We start from the raw sequence: 19,144 nt of genomic DNA on the forward strand, positions 1-19,144 counted from the left end.
CCAGGTGACCGAGACGACCGGGAAGAGCCACGAGGGCATGCCGGGGAACGGTCCCGGGGCCGTCGCCGAGGACGTGTTCCCCGCGTCGTTCGCGCAGGAGCGGATCTGGTTCCTCACCGAGCTGCTGCCGTCGGTCCCGGTCTACAACATCGCCGCCGCGATGCGTCTCGAACGCTGCCGCCCGATCGACCACGGCCTGCTGGAGCGGGCCCTGGCCGCGCTCGCCGACCGGCACGAGCCGCTGCGCACCGCCCTTGAACAGCGCGGCGACCGGATCGTGCAGCGCATCGCGCGCCGCGTCCCGGTCACCCTGGCCCGCTCCGACCTGTCCGGGCTGTCCGGGGAGGCCGCGCGCGAGGAGTTCGAACGGCTCGCGGCGGCGGACGGGGCGGCTCCGTTCCGCCTGGACCGGGCCCCGCTGTGGCGCGCCCGGCTCGTGGACCTGGGCGGCGGCGAGCGGCGGCTGCTGTTCACCGCCCACCACACGGTCTTCGACGCCTGGTCGTCGGAGGTGTTCCGCGAGGAGCTGACCGAGCTGTACCTCGCGCTGCGCGACGGCCGTCCCCCCGCGCTGCCCGAGCTGCCGATCCAGTACGCCGACTACGCCGTCTGGCAGCGCGACCAGCTCGGCGGCGGCGCGCTGGACGACGACCTGGCCTACTGGCGCCGGCACCTGGCCGGGAGCGTGCCGCTGGAGATCCCCGGGGACCGGCCGCGCCCGGCGGAGCTGCGCTACACGGGCGCGACCCACGAGTTCGCGGTGCCCGAGGACGTCGCCGGGCGCGTGGACGAGCTGGCCCGCGACGCCGAGGCCACGCCGTTCACGGTGCTGCTGGCCGCGTTCGCCGTGCTGCTCGCGCGGTGGACGGGGCGGGACGACGTGGTCGTGGGCACGTTCGTCGCGGGGCGGGAGCTGCCCGAGCTGAACCCGCTGATCGGCATGTTCGTCAACACGCTGCCGATCCGGGTGGACCTGTCCGGTGACCCGTCGTTCGCCGAGGCCGTACGGCGCACGCGCGGGGTGCTGATGGACGCCCTCGACCACCAGCGGGTGCCGTTCGCGCGGCTCGTGGAGGAGCTGCGCCCGCCGCGCGACCCGGCGCGGACGCCGCTGTTCCAGGTCGCGTTCAACCAGCTCCCGGTGGACGGGCGCGGGCAGCTCGGCACCGGCACGGCGAAGACGGACCTGACGCTGGAGCTCCAGAACAGCAGCGGGCGGCTGAGCGGCTGGCTGGAGTACAGCACCGACCTGTACGACCCGGGCACGATCGACCGGCTGGCGCGCGCGTTCGGCACCCTGATCGGCGCGGCGGCCGCCGACCCGGGGCGGCCGATGTCGCGGCTGCCGCTGCTGGGCCGCGAGGAGCGGGAGCGCGTCCTGGCCACCGGGCACGGCGCCCCCGCGGCGTACCCGGACCGGCCGCTGCACGAGCTGGTCGGCGAGCAGGCGCGCGCCACGCCCCACGCCGTCGCTGTCGTCAGCGGCGGCACCTCCCTGACGTACGGCGAGCTGGACGCCCGGTCCGACGACCTGGCCCGCACGCTGATCGAGGCGGGGGTGACGCCCGAGGCCCCGGTCGGGGTGTGCCTGCCGCCTGGCCCCGAACTGGTCACGGCCCTGATCGCGGTGCTCAAGGCGGGCGCGTGCTACGTCCCGCTGGACCCGCGCTACCCGCGCGAGCGGCTGGCCCTCATGCTCGACGACTCCGGCGCGGCGCTCACGCTCGCGGCCCCGGCGCTCGCCCCCCGGCTCCCCGGCGCGCGGCTCCTGCTGCTGGGCCCCCTCGGGACCTGGCCCGAGCCCGCCGCCGCGCCGCGGCTGCCCGCCGTACGACCGGACGCCCTCGCGTACGTGATCTACACCTCCGGCTCCACCGGCACCCCCAAGGGCGTGTGCGTGCCGCACCGGGGCGTCGTCAACCTGCTGCGCGACCTGCCGTTCGACGCCGCCGACCGGGTGCCGCTGCTGACCCCGCTCTCGTTCGACATCGCCGGGCTGGAGGTCTTCGGCCCGCTGCTCGCCGGCGGCGCGATCGTGGTCCCCCCGGCCGGCCCCGCCGAGGGCGGCCTGCCGCACGGACTGCGCGACGCCCTCGCGGACGGGAAGGTGACGACCGTGCAGGCGCCGCCCTCGGTGCTCGCGGAGATCGTCGGTGACCTGCCCGCGGGGCTGCCGCGCGTGTTCAGCGGGGGCGAGCCGCTGCCCGTGCCCCTGGCCGGGCGGCTGGCCGGCGCCGCGGGGGAGCTGTGGAACCTGTACGGGCCCACCGAGACCACGATCTGGTCGCTGGCCTGGCGCGTTCCCCCCGGCGTGACGGCGATGTCGCTCGGCTCCCCGATCGCCAACACCACGGCGTACGTCCTGGACGAGGCGATGGAGCCCGTGCCGCCGGGAGTGCCGGGGGAGCTGTGCCTCGGCGGGCACGGCCTGGCCCGGGGATACCACCGCCGCCCCGGCCTCACCGCCGAGCGCTTCGTCCCCGACCCCTTCTCCGGGCGGCCGGGCGCGCGCCTCTACCGGACGGGCGACCTCGTGCGGCGTCGCGCGGACGGCTCCCTGGAGTTCCTGGGCCGCGCCGACGGCCAGGTGAAGCTGCGCGGCGTCCGCATCGAGCTGGGCGAGGTCGAGGCCGCCCTCGCCGCCTGCCCCGGCGTACGGCGCGCCGCCGCGGCCATCCGCGACGACGCCCCCGGGGGCCGCGCCCTGGTGGCCTACGTGGACGCCGACCCCGTGCCCGCCGACCTGCTCGACCGTCTCCGCGAACGCCTCCCCGCGACCATGGTCCCCAGCCACGTCGTCCAGGTGGCGGACTTCCCCCGCCTCCCGAACGGCAAGCTCGACCGCGCGGCCCTCCCCGCCCCGGCGGCCCCCCGGCCCGCGGCCCCGCCCGCGCCCCCCGCCACGGAGAGCGAGGAGCTCGTCCACGAGATCTGGCGCGAGGTGCTGGGCCACGGGGAGTTCGGCGTGGACGACGACTTCTTCGCGGTGGGCGGCCACTCCCTCCTGGGCACCCGGGTCGTCGCCCGCCTCTGCACCGACCTGGACCTCGACCTCCCGCTGAACACCCTCTTCACCACCCGGACCGTCCGCCGCCTGGCCGCCGCCGTCGAGGCCGCCCTCGCCGCCCAGATAGCCGCCCTCACGGACGAGGAGGCCCGCTCCCTCCTGACCGACGACCACCCCTGACCGCCCTCCGCCCCGGCCAGCCGCCCCCGCCGCCCCCGCCGAAACTCAGCCGGCCGCCGCGGGGGCCAGCGGTTCCGCGAAGAACCAGGGCCGGGCGAGCACGGCGTCCACCGCCGCGACGGCCGCCGCGAGGCGGGCCTCGTGGGAGCCCGTGACGGTGATGTGGGGGAGGTCGCGGCGGGCCAGTTCCTCGCCGAACCTGGCGGACATGGCCTCGCGGATGTGCTCGCCGTCGCGCCAGCCGTCCTGTTCGAAGGGGACGCCCGCCGGGTCGGTGAGGATCCACAGGTCGTGGTGGGCGCGCTCGTGCAGGCGCTCCACCTCGGGGGCGGGCTCGCCGACGTACCGCTCGTGCCACAGGACCGTCGCGAAGGCGTCGGTGTCGCAGACCAGCAGCGGCGAGCCGGCGCGGGCGGCGGCCTCCTCCAGCGCGAGCTGCCGTTCGGCGATCCGGGTGAACTCGGCGGACTCCCAGGTCAGGCCGTCCAGCCAGAGGCCGGGGTCGCCGGTGGCGCGGCGCGCGGCGGCGAGTTTCTCCGCGCAGTACGTCCGGCCGTACTCCGGAACCCAGCGCGTCGCGGCCCACGGCCCGCCCCTGGCCGCGTAGTGCGCCGCCAGGGCCCGGGCCAGCGTCGTCGTCCCCGTGGACTCCGCGCCCACGACCACCACGCGCCGCGCGAGGTGGGCCCGCACCGGCGGCGCCAGGTGGTCCCAGTACGCCACGGGGTCCGCCCGCACCGCCGTACCGCTGACCGGGAAGCGGCTCCGGGCCGGGTCCACCGGGACGTGCGCGGCCCCGAAGCGGCGGGCCAGCTCGGGGCCGTACGCCTCGGAGGAGAAGACCGCGTCCACGGGCGGCACGGCGACGCCGAGGCCGGACAGCTCCGCCAGGCCGGAGCGGAAGGCCGCGACGTGCGCCTCCCACGCCGCGCCGGAGCCGTAGTCGATCTCGGCGTCGTCCACGACCGGGACGATCTCCACGTGCGGCTGCGGATGGGCCTCGCGCAGCCACGCCGCGCGCAGGGCCAGCGGGACGCTCTCCACCGCGGACGCGGCGACGACGACGGTGACCCGGGCGCACGCGGCGGCCGCGGTGTCGATCAGGTGGTGGTGACCGGCGTGCGGCGGGTAGAACTTGCCGATCACCAGCCCGTGGCGGTGCGTCACGCCGTCGCCGCCGCCGGAGCCTCCCGGCCCGCCTGGAAGGCGCGCCGCCAGGAGAGGAGCCCGGCCACGCAGAGCGTGAGGAAGACGACGTACAGGACGCTGGTGAGCTTGAGGTCCTTGTACCAGTAGAGCGGGATGTAGACGAGGTCCACGGCGATCCAGATCCACCAGGACTCCAGCAGCTTGCGCGACTGGCCGTAGATCGCCATCAGCGACATCGACGTGGTGAGCGCGTCCCAGAACGGCACGTTGGAGTCGGTCAGGCCGGACAGCGCCCAGGTGAGCAGCGCGGTCGCCGCCGCCCCCGCCGCCAGCAGCCCGGCCCACTGGCCACGCGAGGTCCGCGTCACCGGGAGCCGGTCCCGCCCCTCGCCGCCGTAGAGCCAGACCCACCAGCCGTACGCCTGCAGGCCCACGTAGACCACCTGGAGCCCGGCGTCGGCGTACAGCCCGCCGTCCAGGAACACCAGGCCGAGCAGGATCACGTTCGCGATCCCGATCGGCCAGTTGAGGATGTTCTGCCGTACGACCAGGAAGACGTTCACCGCCCCCGTGACGAACCCGAGCAACTCCGCCCAGGTCGTCGGCACCTCCCCGACGTGGAACGCCGGCTGCAGCAACGGCCCGAGCAACTCGTGCAACGACATCGTGTCTCCCTGCCATTAATCGTCAAGGCGACGATAATAAGGGAGGGGCGATCACGGCGTAAGAGGGGGGCTCCCGGACGCCCGCCGCGACCCGCGCCGCCGGCTCTCCCCACGGCCCCCGCCCTCCGCGAGATCGCGGCCGGGCGGCCCGGCGGAGCGGGGCGGCGGCGGTGTCAGCGGTGTTCAGGGGGTGTTCAAGGGTGTTCAGGGGAGGGTGAGGGGGGTCGCGGCGGTCAGGGTGTGGTAGCCGGTGTCGTTGGGGTGCAGGCCGTCGGCGTACACGTGGCCGGGGCGGGGGCGGTCCGGGTCGGCGGGGTCGGCGAGGACCCGGGCGGCGTCGATGACCTCGTCGTACGCGCCGCCGGTGCGGATCCAGCGGTTGACCTCGTCGCGGATCCGCTCGCCCGGCTCGCTCCAGAAGGGGAAGAGCGCGCCCTTCATCGGCAGGATCGTGACCCCGACGGCCTTGAGGCCCCGCGCGCGGGCGGCGCGGATCAGCGCCTTGTGCGCGTCGATCAGCCGCCGCGCGGAGAGCTTCGGGTCAGGCCGGAGGCAGGCGTTCCCGGCCTTCCGGGCGCCGATGTCGTTGCCGCCCAGGTGGATGATCACGGCGGAGACGCCGGGCCGGTCCAGGACGTCGCGCCGGAACCGCTTCGCCGCGCGGTCGCCGAAGCAGGGCGAGTCCCGAAGCAGCGCGTTGCCCGCGATCCCGGCGTTGACGACGCCCACACGCCGCCCCGCCCCGGCGTACCGTTCGGCGAGGCCGTCCGGATAGGTGCGGTCCGCCCCCGGCGTCGCCCCCACCCCGTCCACGAGCGAGTCGCCGAACACCGCCACCGCGCGGCGGGGCGCGCCCGCCCCGGAGGTCTCCACGCCGGTGAGGTGGTACCAGGACGCCGACCTCCGCGTGAACGCCTCTCCGGCGTCGTCGGCCAGGCGGTTCCCCCGTGCCCGGTAGGCCGTCGCCGTGCTCACGCGGTGGAACGTCGCCGGTCCCGTCGCCCCGTCGAACCGCAGGGTCACCGCCAGTTTCTCCAGCGGCGACGTGGTCAGCGGGGCGGCGTCGCTCAGGGCCTCCCGGCCCGGCGGGATCACCGTGGACGCGGCCCCGCCGAACCGCAGCGCCCGCGTGCTCCCCGGCCACACCCGGGCCTCCCCGGCCGACCGTCCCACCGCCGCCCCCGCCACCCGCAGCGGGCGCGTGCCGTACACGTTGGAGATCCGGATCCGCACCCGCGACCCGCCGGCCGAGATCCGCACCACCTGCCGCACCGACTCCCCGGCGAAGCCCTCCCGCGACCAGTTCGGCCCGCTCTCCCCGTCCCCGGCCACGGGCCGCTGCGGCGCCGCCCCCCAGACGGCCACCCACCCCCGAGCCGGCGCCGCCTCCCCGCTCCGGACCGCCTCCCAGCCCGGGGCCGCCTTTCCGCCCGGGGCCGTCTCGCCCGCTCGCGCGTGCGCCGCCGGTCCCGCCGCGACCACTCCCACGAGCACCCCCGCCACCACGACCGCCGGTCCCGGCCGCCCGACCCCCGTGAACCTCACAGGCACCCCTTCCACGCGATACGGCCCGGAGCCCGTCCCCGGGCCGACCCCGCGATCACACCAGCGCCCACGCCCCTGGCACATCACGGCACGGCCCCAACCCGGAGGTGGGGCGCACCCCACCTGCACCCCATCCGGAGAGCGCCGACGCCGTACGGCGGGCGCGGCTCCCACCGGCCGGCGGGGTCGGGGAGGGGGTCAGCGGCGGTGCCAGACGGTCTCGCGGCTCCTGCCCCGGAAGACCACGACGAGGTGTTCCTCGGGGCCGTCGCCGTTCCTGCGGGTGTGGACGCGGACCCGGTAGATTCCGGGGCCCGAGGTCGCCATGTCGGGGAACTCGGTCTCGTCCTCGGGGAAGGCGCCGTAGATGGAGCCGGCGCGGCTGGGGACGCCGACCTCGACCACCCGGTCCCACCCCTTGAGCCGCAGCGGCGGGGCCGAGGTGAGGGCCTTGGCGGTGAGGCAGAAGTACTCCGCGGAGGTCTGGCTCGACACGGCCGTCTCCGCGCCGTCCACCCCGATCAGCCCGTCGGCGAAGGCCCGTTCGAGCGCGTCGCCGTCGTCGAACTCGTCCGCGCCCTCGATGTCCCCGTGCAGGTAGTAGTAGGCGTTCCCATCGGCCGTGGGGTGCGCCCCGGTGGCCTGCCTCACCGCGCGCAGCCGGGGCCAGGGGTCGGCGCACGTCGCGTCCCGGCGGGCCTGCCGTTCCCGCTCCTCCGCGTGGAACTGCGCCGTGCTCTTGAGCAGGTCGGGATGGCGGGGGCCGATGACCTGCGGGCACAGGTAGACCAGGGTGGAGGGGCGGGCCGAGGCGGGTTCGCGGCCGGTCCGCGAGGCGTCGTCGCCAGGAGCCCCGCGCGCCTCCCGGAGCAGCCGCTGGACGCGCGGGTCCCGCTCCGGCAGGTGGCTCACGTCGCACAGCGCCCTGCCGTACGCCAGGACGGCCCGGTCCGAGAGGTGCTCGCCCATCAGGGGAGGGCTCCCCGAGGAATCGACGGCCTCGCAGACGAACGCCCTCTCGCGCTCCGCCGGGGGCGTGTCCCCGAACGGCAGCGCACGACCGCCCCCGCAGCTCTCCCGTACGGCGCGGCTGTCGGGCGGGAGGTCGGCCGCGGGCAGGGCGATCAAGGGCACGAGGACGACCAGCCCCACCACGACCCCGCGCGGCGCCCGCGCCCAGCGTCTCGGCGCGGATGGCGTATCGCGGACACCGGCGAGCTCTCGCGCCGATCGCACGGCCCATACGGCCAGCAGCAGGTTCGCCGGGGCGAGGAAGCTCGCGAGGTACATGGTCAACAGGCCGGGGAGATCCGTCCAGAACCCCAGGGGCCAGTGGAGCAGCGGCAGGGCGAGGGCCGTCCCGCCCAGCCAGACCGTGCCCCGGCTCCAGCGGAGGTCGCGTCGCTGGGCCATGAGGAGCAGGATCGCCCAGATACCCCAGGTGAAGACGAAGAACCAGGACAGGGGTACGGCCGCGAGCGAGGCGAGGAGGACGTCTCGGGGCAGCCACTCGATCGCTCCGGCCAGAGCCGTGTCCGTCAGGCCGACGACCAGCATCGCCACCCGGAGGCGACGCATCCTGGGGGCGAGTACCAGGAAGAAGAGCACCGTGAACAGCAGGCGGTCGGCGACCTCCCAGAAGTCGTCGTCCAGCCACCACACCCCGCCGAGCAACTCGTCGAGGGTGTGGATCGCCGGCTGGAGCACGATCACCGCGGCCTTGGCGTACAAGGACCAGCGCAGCAGCCGGACAGGGAGTGACGGGCTCTGCGGTGTTCCGCCGGCAGGAGGACCACGGAACGCGTACCACGCCGCCCACGCCCGCCCGAGTTCGCCCATGACGAGGAAGACCGTCTCAAGGGGCATGGCTCCCGTGAAGCGGACGTAGTGCCATCCCGGCGCGCCGAACGCGAGGCATGCGAGCGCGGTCGTGTCGCTGGTGGCGAGCGCGATGGCGGCGGTGACGAGGACGGCGGTGGTGTAGGCGCCGGCGAGCGCCGCCGCCGCGGGTCCGAAGCGGTAGCGGCGCACGGCCCACCCTTACAAGATCGGATTACGAAACGCCCACCCTAGTCATAAGAGGGCGAAACCGATAAATCTCCAGGTGGTTCGCCGGATTGACCGCGAAGAGATCGAGAAATTTACTGACATAGAGGGATGGATCTTCTACGATCGGCGACACGTCGCGCGAGGAGAGGGGTCCGTGTGAGCGAGCTGGAGTACCTGCCCACCGGCGTCGATCCCCACGTGCCCAACCCGGCGCGGATGTACGACTACTACCTCGGGGGCAAGGACAACTTCGCCGCCGACCGCGAGGCCGCCGAGAAGATGCTGGAGATCGGCCGCCGGATGGGCAACGACGGCCGGGAGATCGCCCGCGCCAACCGCGCCTTCCTCGTCCGGGCCGTGCGGCTGCTCGCCGAGTCCGGGATCCGGCAGTTCGTGGACATCGGCTCCGGGCTCCCCACGCAGGACAACGTGCACCAGGTCGCCGCCCGCCACGCCTCGGGCGCCCGCGTGGTCTACGTGGACAACGACCCCGTCGTGCTCGCCCACGCGCGCGCCCTGCTCGCCCGCGACCTCGGGGCGATCGCCGTGCGGGGCGACGCGGCCGACCCCGACGCGATCCTGGACGATCCGATGGTCCGCGCCCACCTGGACCTCTCCCGCCCCTACGCGGTCCTCATGGTCGCCGTCCTGCACTTCCTCCCCGACGACGAGGTCGCCGCGCGCGCCGCCGCCCGCGTCCGCGCGCGCATGATCCCCGGCTGCCACCTCGTGCTCTCCCACCTGTACACCGGTGACGCCGCCGAGGACCTGGTCGAGGCCGGGCAGCGCGTCTACGAGACGGCCCCCTCCCGGGGCCTGGCCGGCCGCGACCGCGCCCAGATCGCCTCCTTCCTCGGCGACCTCGAACTCCTCCCGCCCGGCCTCGTCCCCGTCCAGTCCTGGGACCCGGCCACCCCGGACGTCCGGCCCGACTACGCCCAGGGCGGCATCCTCGCCGCCGTGGCCCGCCACCCCTGACCCCCGCCCCGCCGTACGGCCTGAGCCGCTGGTACGGCCCGAGCCCCCGCGCGCCGTACGCCTCGGGGGTGGCGTCGCGCGGCCGGGCGCCGGCCGTACGGGAAGTATCCGGCAGGGGGCGCCGGCGGCGTTTTCGCGGCGGGCGGGAGAGGGCGTTCATCGCGTTCTCGCCGCTCAGCCGATATTTCAACCGCGGCCGGGAAAATCATTTCGGAAATCGGTCTTGTGGGAATTTGTGCGCAGAGTAGCGGGCCTTCCGGCGGGACCGGCGCGATCAGGAGCCGGCTCCAGGGGAAGGCACCTTCTTCCGCGCCTGCCGCCCGAACGGCACGGTCTGCGGCCCCTGGCGATGACGCCGGACGGCCCGCGACTGCGCCCGGCACCGGTCCGCCTCTCCCACGCCGGGCGCACCCGATCCCGTACGGCCACGCCGTACGGGATCGGCGGGCGCCGGGGACGCTACCGGCGCGGGGCGGTGAAGGCGTGCACGGCCTGGAGCATGCGGGCGGCGGCCACGAAGTCGCTGGAGGCGTCCAGCGCGCGCCCGGCCGCGATCGCGAAGCGCACCAGCAGGGACTCGTCGCGGTCGTCGAAGGGACGTCCCGCCACCCACAGGAACGCCCGGCCGTGGGTGTTCAGCGGCAGGCAGGTGCCGAGGAAACCGAAGTCGCCGCCCAACCGGACGGGCTCCGCGGCGGCGGTGAGCAGGCGGAGGAACTCCGGGAACGGCTCGGGGAGCGAGTCCGGGGGCGGTCCGTGGACCACGGCCCGGCCCGGCGGCTCGGAACGGCCGGCCGTGTGGACGTGAACCTGCCGGAACTCGCCGTCCACGGCGTCCGTCTCGACGACTCCGGCGCACCGTGCGGCGGTGAGCTGCTGGGCCGCCGTCACGATCTGGTCGAGCAGTTGCCCGGGATCGTGCGCGCGGAATGAGTCGATCAGATCGTGCAGGAGAAGCAGCTTTTCATCGGCTGTGGATTCGGATATCTGCGGTGTGACGTTCATTTCTCCCCTTTCTGGGGTGACGCCAGCGTGATATGCCGATCAGCATGAAATAGGGCCCGGACGTTCATCTTCGGTTTTCCGCCGCCCGCCGTACAGGCCCCACGCCCCATATGTCGGTAACAGCCGCCCGGGGCCGCCATCGGCCAAACTGACGATCTTCGTACCGGAGGGGCCCTCCGAAGGTGCCATCGGGGACCCGGCGATGGCACCTGAGGACCACCGCCGAGTTGGCCCTTCAGCGTGATGCCTGGTCAGGGGCCTGATTCCTACCGTTTAGAGCATGACGACCGCCCTCCTGTCCCCCTCGTCCACGCCGGTCCGAGCCCCGGTCTCCCGAGATCGATTCATCGACGCCCTGCGCGTGTTCGGGATGGCACTCGTCGTGGTCCAGCACTGGACGATGCCCGTCCTGACGTACGACGGCACGCGCCTGTCGGCCGGGAACGCCTTCAGCACCCCCGGCGCCTGGCTGATCACCTGGATCAGCCAGGTCATGCCGCTCGTCTTCTTCGCCGGCGGCGCCGCCAACGCCATGAGCTGGGGGTCCGGCCGGAGCGCGGCCCCGGGCTGGATCGCCTCGCGGCTGCGGCGGCTGGCCTGGCCGGTGCTGCCGCTGGCCGCCCTCTGGCTGCCGCTGCCGCACCTGGCCCTGGAGCTGGGGCTGCCCGCGCAGCCGGTCCAGTTCGCCTCCGGGCTGGTCGGGCAGTTGCTCTGGTTCCTCGCCGTCTACCTGATCGCCGTCGTGTCCACGCCGCTGATGGCGCGGCTGCACGACCGGTTCGGCCTCGCGGTGCCGCTCGTGCTCGCGCTGTGCGCGCCGCTGGTGGACGTGGTCAGGTTCACCGGGTTCGAGCAGGCCGGGTACCTCAACGTCGTCTTCGTCTGGCTGGCCGTGCACCAGCTCGGCTTCCTCTACCGGGACGGGCGGCTCGACCGCTTCACCGGGCGCGCCGGGCTCCCCGTCGCCGTGGCCGGGTTCGGCGTCGTCGCGGCGCTCGTGGCCCTGGGGCCGTACCCCGCGAGCATGATCGGGATGCCGGGCGCGGCCGTCTCCAACATGAGCCCCCCGACCGCCTGCATGTTCGCCCTCTCGGTGGGCCAGCTCGCCCTCGCGCTGGCGCTGCGCCCGGCGATCGTACGGCTGAGCGAGCGGCCCGCCGTCGGGGCCCTGCTCGACGCCGCGGCCCCGCGCATGATGACCATCTACCTGTGGCACATGACCGCGCTGGTGCTGGTGGCCGCCGTCGCCGTGGTCGGGATCGGGCTCGTCACCCCCGCCCCCTTCGGCGCCGTCTGGTGGGCCGACCTCCCGGTCTGGCTCGGGGTCCTGGCCCTGGTGCTCGGCGTCCTCCTGCGAGCGTTCGCCCGCTTCGAGAACCCGCCCCGCGCGGCCGGCGTCCCCTCCGCCCGGGCGGTGGCCGCCGCCACGGTCCTGATCGGCGGCGCCCTGCTCTGCCTCACCGTCACCGGCTTCCGTCCCGGCGCCACCCCCATGCTCGCCGTGGGCGCCCTCCTGGCCGGCCTCTGGCTCGCCGGAGGCCGCCGCCCCGCCCCCGCTCCCGCCGCTCCCGCTCCCGCCGTCCCCGTTCCCGCCGTCCCCGTTCCCGCTCCCGCCGTCCCCGCTTCCGCTCCTGCCGTCCCCGCTCCCGTCCTCCTGAAGAGGTAGTCCCGCGTCAACCCTCAGGACTACCTCCAGGACCACCCCGGGACCAACCCGCCGGAGCCACGCCAGGGCCGCCCCCTCCAGGGCGGCCCTTCCGCGTGCCCCTCCCACCCTTCCGTCGTGATCTCGCGATCCCGCCCCCTCCCGCTCGGCCGCCGAGGCGTGCCGCGGTGCCGAGGACGGGGCGCAATCGCAAGACCACGACATGGTGGGTGGGGGCGGGGGTGGGGGTCAGAGGGGGCGGAGGCGGTACATGCCGAAGGGCGGGCTCTCGCGGGGGGACGGGCGGTCCCGGTCGCGGGGTGGTCGGCGGGACGGGTGGTCGGGTGGGTCGGGCTCCCGTCGTACGGCGCTCCCGTCGAGCCGTACGGCGTTGCCGCCCTCCCGCCGCGGCGTCCCGCCGGTCTCCTCGGCGTACGCCGCGTGGCCCTTCCCCGGCTTGCGGCGCCGGGCGCTCCCCCGGCGTACGACATCGGGGGAGCCCGGGTTCGGCCCGGGAGGGGAGCGCTCCTGCCGTACGGGAGTGCCGGGAGGGTCGTCGTCCAGGGCCGGGTCGCCGGGGCCGGGCGGCGCGCCGTCCTCGGGGGCGCTGTCCACGGCGTACTGGACCCAGACCAGGCCGCAGGCGGAGTAGGTGCACCACCGGGCCTGCTCCAGCGTGCCCGGCGGGCGCAGCTTGGCGAGGTAGCGCTGCACGCCCTTCCACTTCTGCACCGGGCGGCTGGGGCCCATGCGCTGCCAGGCGTTGTGGTCGCAGCGGCGGCCCGTCGGTTTGAGGACGTCGTAGCCGCTCGCCTTGCCCGACTTGAAGAGGAAGACCTCGAAGATCTCCCGCCTCCGCCCGGCCGGCGCGGGCGGCCCGGTGGACGGGAGCAGGATCGGGAGCACGGCCGGGGCGGCGTCCGTGTCCGGGGGCTCGGGCGAGGGCTCGCCCGCGGCCGGGTGCGCGCCGCCGGGCTCCCGGTCGTCCGGGAAGAGGTCGACCTCCCCGAGCCGCTCCAGGATCCACTCCATCGTCCACCGGCCGTCCGGCGGCTGCGCGAGCGGCGCGACGAGGCGCCCGGCCTGGGAGCGGAGCGCCCGGAGCAGGGGGTCCACGCTGGTCTCGTGCCCGGCGGCCGCGCTCACGACCGGGCCGCTCCCGCGCAGGGCGTCGGCGCGGACCGCCTGCCACTCCCGGCAGTCCGACCGCCAGGGGACGGAGAGGACGTTCAGGTGCACGCCGTCCACGGCGGCCCGGACCACCAGCTCCGCCAGGTCGCCGCCCAGGCAGGCGTCGGCGTGCGGCCCGAGGAGGAGGAGCACCTGCCGTTCGACCGGCAGCCGCAGCCGCCAGCCCACCTCCATGGCGATCAGGACGAGTTCCTCCCGCACGTGGTCGGCCCCCGCGGGCAGGAGGTAGTAGTCCAGCTCCTCGATCTGCTTGTCCGGCGGCTGCCCCGGCTTGAGCCGTACCCACGCGACGGCGCGCCCGCCGTACTCGCCCTGACCGGGCTCGGAGCGGGCGGCGCGCGAGGATAGGCCGGACATGTCGGATACGGGGGAATCCGTGGGGGCGGGGCCCGGGTGTTCGAGCACCGCCAGGAGCCACTGGACGTCCCCCTCGTCCAGCCGTTGCGCGCGCCGGGCGCGGGCGAGCACGCTCAGCAGCAGGTCCGAGTCCCGGCCCTGCGCACGGCACTCGTCGAGCGTGGCCGCGGTGATCCTGCCGGTGCCGATCAGGTGACGGGTCTCGCGTGGCGTGTCCGTGCCTCGGGCTATCTGGTTCAGCAGCCGGGCGGCCCGGGTCGGGTCGCCGGACAGGCTCAGCGGCGCGGCCGGGGGTTCGCCCAGGAGGCCGGGCAGCGTGAGGTCGGAGTACGGGTTACGACGCCCACCCGATGCGGTGGCGCCGGGGTCGGCGGACACGCGTTCACCGCCGGTAGAGCATGCCGAGGCTGAGCGGCAGCGCCAGCAGCTCCTCGGCGGTCATAACGTCGACCAGCTCATGCGCCCGCGCCCGCAGCGCGGCCAGGTCGAGCTGCCCCGCGGCGGCCGGGGCGTGCGGCGACGCCGGGTTGGAGGAGGAGCGGTGCGGCGAGGAGTCGGTCGCCACCGGGTCGACGTCCAGGTCGTGGTGGCGGGCCCAGGACGTCACCGCCTCGACCACGCGCTCGTTGCGGAAGGACGTCCACTCCGCCAGGCACGGCAGCGTGCGCACCAGGCGGGTGAAGCCCTGGAGCGGCCGGTCGGTGTGGAGGGTCTGGGCGAGTTCGTCCCGGTGCCTGCCGGGCGGCATCTTCGTGACGAAGGAGCGCGCCCACTGGATCTGGGTCTCCATGCTGATGGGGCTGATCGGCACGAACCTCGCCGGGTCCGCCTGCATCGCCTCGCGCAGGCGGCGCGCCTCCGGGTCGTAGGCGTCCGTCACGCTCACCCGGAAGGCCCGGTCCTTCTGCCGGTCGTAGGCCCGCTCGACCCCGGGGCTCCAGTCCATGAACTCCTTCCACAGGTCCTGCCGGACCTGCAGGGGCACGGGCGGCCGGGGCACGTCACGGGGCTGGCCGGGGAGCATCACGTCCAGGTCGGGCCCCTGCGCCGGATTGCACAGCTCGACCACGCCGGCGCGCTGCGCGGCCATCAGGAACTCGCGGAAGGTGGTGAAACCGTACGTCTTCTCGGTGAAAGCGCCGAGCCGCTGGGCGAGCCGGGGCTTGATCCCCGCGGACCGGGTGGACCGGCCCTCGCTCTGCAGGTCGCGGACCACCTGGGCGAGCACCTGGAAGACCTGCTCGATCGGTGGCCGGGGCGGGTCGTAGGCGAATGCGGGATACGTGGTCACGCGGCACCTCCGGTGTGCTGCGCAACAGAAAGCCAAATCGGCTTTCTGATTGCGCATCGGCACACGCCCCAGGCTTCGGGACGCCGGTGCTCCGGGGCGGCCGAACCGAATCCCGGCCACTTCCGGGAGGCCTACTCGCGGAAGCGCTACACCGATCGACCCCGCCCACGTCGGGGATGCGCCTCTCAGATTGAGAGACGGAGGCAATGTTGCTGATAGGTGAGCCGGCCCGGACCAAAAGCCCAGGCCGTGTCCGAGTATCGATCGCCCTGAACAGCCTGTCAAGGATCGTTCCTCCTCACGAGCCGGGCATCCGGTACGCCGGGGGACCGCGCGCGCGGGGCCCCGCGGCCCCTCCACCCCCGGATTCACGCGGCGGCGCTCGCATCGCGGCCCGATTCACCAGCCCGGTGATTTTCAGGAAATTCTAAGAATCGCCCACCGACCCGTCTTATGTCGATCCGTCATGCGAGAAAACACGATCCCGTCAGCCGCGAAACCTCCCGGAGCGATCAGAACCCCGTTCCGTTCGCCCACGAACGCGCCTAAGCTCCCCGAAAGCGCCCCTCGAAAGGACCCCGGCATTGGCGACGACGGCGACCGGCCCCCTGGACGTCAAGATCCGCTGGAAGCCCCTGGCCGCCGCCATGGCCGTGGCCGTGACCCTGGCCGCCGCCTTCTACGTCACCCACGTCCGCTCCCTCCCCCTCCTCGTGGACGACGACGCGCGCCGCGCCATCACCACCGCGGACCGCCTCCAACTGGTCATCCAGGAACTCGACCAGTCCACCACCCCCGCCACCGAGGTCGAATACCTCGTCCTCGCACCCCCCGCCCCCGCCCTCAGAACCCAGCAGGCCGCGATGACCCAAGCCGCCTGGACCGTCGAAGGCGCCACCGCCCTCTCCCCGGACCGAAGAATCACCGCCACCCTCCACCCCCTCCCCGCCTTCCTCTCCCAATGGCCCGCCCCCACCCCCCACCCCCACAGCAAGGCCGCCGCCAAAATCCGTCGCCAAATAAAAAACCCCACCCCCCTGATCCTCATAACCCTCCGCCCCACCCTCCCCTGATCATCGCCGGCACAGGAAACGCGCGCTCTTGAGGGTGGGGATCGGTACTGTCGGGCGGTCGGGCGGTCGGGCGGCCAGAGCGTGGAGGGGTCATGGGGAAGTTGGTGCGGGATGGGATTCCGGGGGTCATCCGGGGGGCCGGCGGGGAGCCTGTGGTGAGGGTGCTGGGGGAGGGGGAGTATCTGGGGGCTCTCGTGGCGAAGCTGGGGGAGGAGGCGGGGGAGGTGGCCGAGGCGGTGGCCGGGGGCGGGGCGGCGGAGGTCGTGGAGGAGGCGGCGGACGTCCTCGAGGTGCTGCGGGCCCTGGTCCGGGGGGTCGGGGTGGAGTGGGATGAGGTCGAGCGGGTCGCGGCGGAGAAGAGGCGGGAGCGCGGGGGGTTCGAGGGGCGGTACTACCTGGAGGCGTAGCCCTCAGGTGAGGAGGCGGGTCACCAGGGCGGGGACGGCCTCGGGGATGGGGGTGCGGATCACCTCGGCGGCCAGCCGGTCGTAGGGGGTGGGGTCGGCGTTGACGATGATGAGGGTGGCGCCCGCCTCGGCGGCGATCCCGGCCAGGGAGGCCGCGGGCTGGACCTGGAGGGTGGTGCCGATCGCCACGAAGACCTCGCAGGTCTCGGCCGCCTCGACGGCCCTGGCGATCGTGGCCGGCTCCAGGGGCTCGCCGAACATCACGGTCGTGGTCTTGAGGATGTCGCCGCAGGACCGGCAGGCCGGGTCCGGATCCCCGGCGTCGATCCGGTCCAGGGCCTCGCGCAGCGTCGAGCGCTCGCCGCAGCCGACGCAGAGGACGCCGAACATGTTGCCGTGCAGCTCCAGGACGCGGGCCGGGTCGGAGCCCGCGCTCTGGTGGAGGCCGTCCACGTTCTGCGTGATGAGCGCGTCGAGGCGGCCGGACTTCTCCAGGTCCACCAGGGCGCGGTGCGCATCGTTTGGCCGGGCCTGCCAGGCCGGGCTGCCACGCCGGAACTCCCAGGACTTCCGGCGGATGGCCGGGTCCGTGAGGTAGTAGTCGATCGTCACGAGCTTCTGGTAGTCCGGGTCGGACCGCCAGAGACCCTGGGGCCCCCGGTAGTCGGGGATGCCGGACGCGGTGGAGATACCCGCCCCGGTCATGACAGTGATCATCGCTCGCTCCTCGGCCGGCAGACCGGGTGATCATTCCATGCCGGGCCGTCGGCACCACCCATTTTGCTCCCCTTTGACCGTACGGCGGGCCGCTCTCGACCCATGGCCGCGCGCGAGACACCCGCCTCTGGCCGTACGGGGAGGGGGGCGGTCAGGACCAGGGGACGACCGGGTCCTCCAGGTCGTTCTCGTAATCGGTGAGCCAGGCGCCGAAGACGGCCAGGCCGCGGAGCCAGAAGCGGGAGTTCCAGGAGGCGAACGCGGTCAGGGCGTCCGGCCCGGACGTGAGGGCCTCGCGCATCTCCAGCGACAGCAGCCCGGGCACCGCGGCCGCCCGCGACGCCATCCTGTGCGACCACGCGCGCGCGGCGGGCCCGGCCGAGCGCAGGGGCACACGGCGGTTGGGCATCGCGGCGTTGGTGGAGGGGAGCGAGGCGACGCGGGGGTTGGCGGCCCGCAGCAGCTCGCGGTAGAACCGGCCGCCGTCCTTCTGCGCCACCGGCACCGACAGCGCCAGGTCGAAGAAGCCGGGGTCCAGGAACGGGAACACGGGGGCGCGCTCGGGCCCGACCAGGTTCACCGGCGACCGGGCGATGCCGCGGGCGGTGCGGGTGTGCAGCACCGACAGGGGCAGCTCGGCGCGGTGCCCGTGGAGCATCGAGGTGGCGGCGGTGAACGCGGCCTCGACCGAGGACGACGTCCACGAGTCGGCGGCGGGCGACAGGACCGGCAGGTGGGCCGGGCCCAGCGACAGCGCCTCCAGCATGCCCCGGCGCCGGTCGGCGGCGGTGGTCGCGGCGACGGTCGTGGAGCTGATCAGGAAGTTCTTCAGCAGCGGCCCGCCGGCGAGCCCGTCCACGACCGACCTGTTCGAGCCGTGCACCTCGGCGGCGAACCGGGCGTACCAGGCGTGGTGGCTCGTGACGTACTCCAGCCGCCGCGCCACCCGCAGCGCCTCCGCCGGGTACGCCGCCGGGTCCTGCTCGATCACCCGGTGCCGGATGCCCAGCTCGCGCGTGATCGCCTGGGCGTACTCCACGTCCGTGTCGAGCCCGTCGTCGGGGCTGGTCGTCCACGACTCGACCGACGCGCCCCGCGCCACCGCGATCGAGGCCAGCAGCCGCGAGTCGTACCCGCCGCTGACCGGCACGAGCAGCGGCACGTCGTCGTACGGCTTGAACGCCTCGTGCAGCGCCGCGATCACGTCGCCGGCGGTCGCGCCCCTGGCGTACGGCTCGGCGCGGACCCAGCGCGGCATGCGCGCGTCCATGCGCAGCCGCCCGCCGGACCACACGAGGGCGGCCGAGCCGGGCAGCCGCCGTACGTCCTGGTAGGGGGTGTCGGTGCCGAGCGGATAGGTCAGCCGCAGGATCGCCGCCCACGCGTCCCAGTTGATCCGCAAGGGGCGGGGGAGCAGGGCGAGCAGCGGCTCGATGAGGTTGGCGAAGTAGACGGCGCCGCCGAGGGTCACGTAGAACACGTCCACGAGCCCGAAGCCGCCCGCGTGCAGCGTCGCCGAGTCCCGGCCCGCGACCAGCCCCGGCGTCTCGTACGTCTCCGCGATCGTCAGCCAGGGCGCGTCCCCGGCCGGCGGGGCGGTGAAGCCGAAGGTGTACGCCCCCGGGGCGTACGGCGTGAGCGCGCGCGAGCCGTACAGCGCGACGTGCGGCTCGGACACGACCAGCTCGACCGACGGGCCCGACTCACGCAGCAGCGAGAGCTTGTCCGGGGCGATCTCGCCCAGCGCGCCGCAGAAGTACGGCCGCGCCGCGTACTCCGGCCAGTCCGCGTCAACCACGCTCCACCACCTCATTTTGTGAATCAGGCAGATAACTTATCCTTCCTGGGGCTTTGCGAAGGACGTCCGATCCGCCTTTCCAGCGCC

Annotated in this window: 14 protein-coding genes; 5 read left to right on the forward strand and 9 right to left on the reverse strand. The window is 74.5% G+C overall.

The window, feature by feature from the left end; genetic code table 11:
* Positions 1–4 precede the first annotated feature (4 nt).
* Positions 5–3,187 (forward strand): non-ribosomal peptide synthetase, encoded by a 3,183-nt coding sequence (locus D5H75_RS29605; protein WP_119929850.1) that lies wholly within the window; start codon positions 5–7, stop codon positions 3,185–3,187.
* Between the two features lie 45 nt (positions 3,188–3,232).
* On the opposite strand, the gene D5H75_RS29610 is transcribed toward D5H75_RS29605, so the two are convergent.
* From D5H75_RS29610 to D5H75_RS29625, 4 genes are all read right to left on the reverse strand, one after another.
* Positions 3,233–4,354 (reverse strand): AAA family ATPase, encoded by a 1,122-nt coding sequence (locus D5H75_RS29610; RefSeq protein WP_119929851.1) that lies wholly within the window; start codon positions 4,352–4,354, stop codon positions 3,233–3,235.
* Entirely contained in the window at positions 4,351–5,001 is a 651-nt protein-coding gene (gene pnuC / locus D5H75_RS29615) for a nicotinamide riboside transporter PnuC (protein WP_119929852.1), read from the reverse strand. Before pnuC ends, D5H75_RS29610 begins: the two co-directional genes overlap by 4 nt.
* A 204-nt stretch (positions 5,002–5,205) precedes the next feature.
* A complete protein-coding gene (locus D5H75_RS29620) occupies positions 5,206–6,546 on the reverse strand; it encodes an SGNH/GDSL hydrolase family protein (protein WP_202638623.1) in 1,341 nt (446 codons plus the stop codon).
* A 198-nt stretch (positions 6,547–6,744) separates the two neighbouring features.
* Positions 6,745–8,577 carry an acyltransferase family protein gene (locus D5H75_RS29625; protein ID WP_119929853.1) on the reverse strand — a complete coding sequence of 611 codons (1,833 nt, stop codon included), beginning with the start codon at positions 8,575–8,577 and terminating at the stop codon, positions 6,745–6,747.
* Positions 8,578–8,751: 174 nt separating this feature from the next.
* Here D5H75_RS29625 and D5H75_RS29630 point away from each other — a divergent pair, with 174 nt between their 5' ends.
* Entirely contained in the window at positions 8,752–9,573 is an 822-nt protein-coding gene (locus tag D5H75_RS29630; RefSeq protein ID WP_119929854.1) for an SAM-dependent methyltransferase, read from the forward strand.
* A 459-nt stretch (positions 9,574–10,032) separates the two neighbouring features.
* Here the strand turns inward: D5H75_RS29630 and D5H75_RS29635 are convergent, their stop codons facing one another.
* A complete protein-coding gene (locus D5H75_RS29635; RefSeq protein WP_119929855.1) occupies positions 10,033–10,578 on the reverse strand; it encodes a hypothetical protein in 546 nt (181 codons plus the stop codon).
* A 280-nt stretch (positions 10,579–10,858) separates the two neighbouring features.
* Here D5H75_RS29635 and D5H75_RS29640 point away from each other — a divergent pair, with 280 nt between their 5' ends.
* Entirely contained in the window at positions 10,859–12,244 is a 1,386-nt protein-coding gene (locus D5H75_RS29640) for an acyltransferase family protein (RefSeq protein WP_119929856.1), read from the forward strand.
* A gap of 228 nt (positions 12,245–12,472) precedes the next feature.
* Here the strand turns inward: D5H75_RS29640 and D5H75_RS29645 are convergent, their stop codons facing one another.
* Together D5H75_RS29645 and D5H75_RS29650 are read right to left on the reverse strand one after the other, a co-directional pair.
* Positions 12,473–14,149 (reverse strand): hypothetical protein, encoded by a 1,677-nt coding sequence (locus tag D5H75_RS29645; protein ID WP_119929857.1) that lies wholly within the window; start codon positions 14,147–14,149, stop codon positions 12,473–12,475.
* Between the two features lie 4 nt (positions 14,150–14,153).
* On the reverse strand, positions 14,154–15,062 hold the full coding sequence (locus D5H75_RS29650) for a UPF0158 family protein (RefSeq protein WP_202638624.1): 909 nt from the start codon (positions 15,060–15,062) through the stop codon (positions 14,154–14,156).
* 584 nt (positions 15,063–15,646) lie between these two features.
* Here D5H75_RS29650 and D5H75_RS29655 point away from each other — a divergent pair.
* Positions 15,647–16,135 (forward strand): hypothetical protein, encoded by a 489-nt coding sequence (locus D5H75_RS29655; protein ID WP_119929859.1) that lies wholly within the window; start codon positions 15,647–15,649, stop codon positions 16,133–16,135.
* A 155-nt stretch (positions 16,136–16,290) separates the two neighbouring features.
* Complete coding sequence (locus D5H75_RS29660) at positions 16,291–16,542, forward strand: pyrophosphohydrolase domain-containing protein (RefSeq protein WP_242454602.1); 252 nt, start codon at positions 16,291–16,293, stop codon at positions 16,540–16,542.
* A 3-nt stretch (positions 16,543–16,545) separates the two neighbouring features.
* Here D5H75_RS29660 and D5H75_RS29665 read toward each other — a convergent pair whose 3' ends face one another.
* Both D5H75_RS29665 and D5H75_RS29670 read right to left on the reverse strand, forming a co-directional pair.
* The gene (locus tag D5H75_RS29665) at positions 16,546–17,259 is read right to left on the reverse strand and encodes an SIR2 family NAD-dependent protein deacylase (RefSeq protein ID WP_119929861.1); all 714 of its coding nucleotides are present in this window, start codon (positions 17,257–17,259) and stop codon (positions 16,546–16,548) included.
* Positions 17,260–17,410: 151 nt separating this feature from the next.
* The gene (locus D5H75_RS29670; protein WP_119929862.1) at positions 17,411–19,057 is read right to left on the reverse strand and encodes an asparagine synthase-related protein; all 1,647 of its coding nucleotides are present in this window, start codon (positions 19,055–19,057) and stop codon (positions 17,411–17,413) included.
* Positions 19,058–19,144: the final 87 nt, after the last annotated feature.

The organism is Bailinhaonella thermotolerans (genome assembly GCF_003594875.1).
Lineage (GTDB): Bacteria > Actinomycetota > Actinomycetes > Streptosporangiales > Streptosporangiaceae > Bailinhaonella > Bailinhaonella thermotolerans.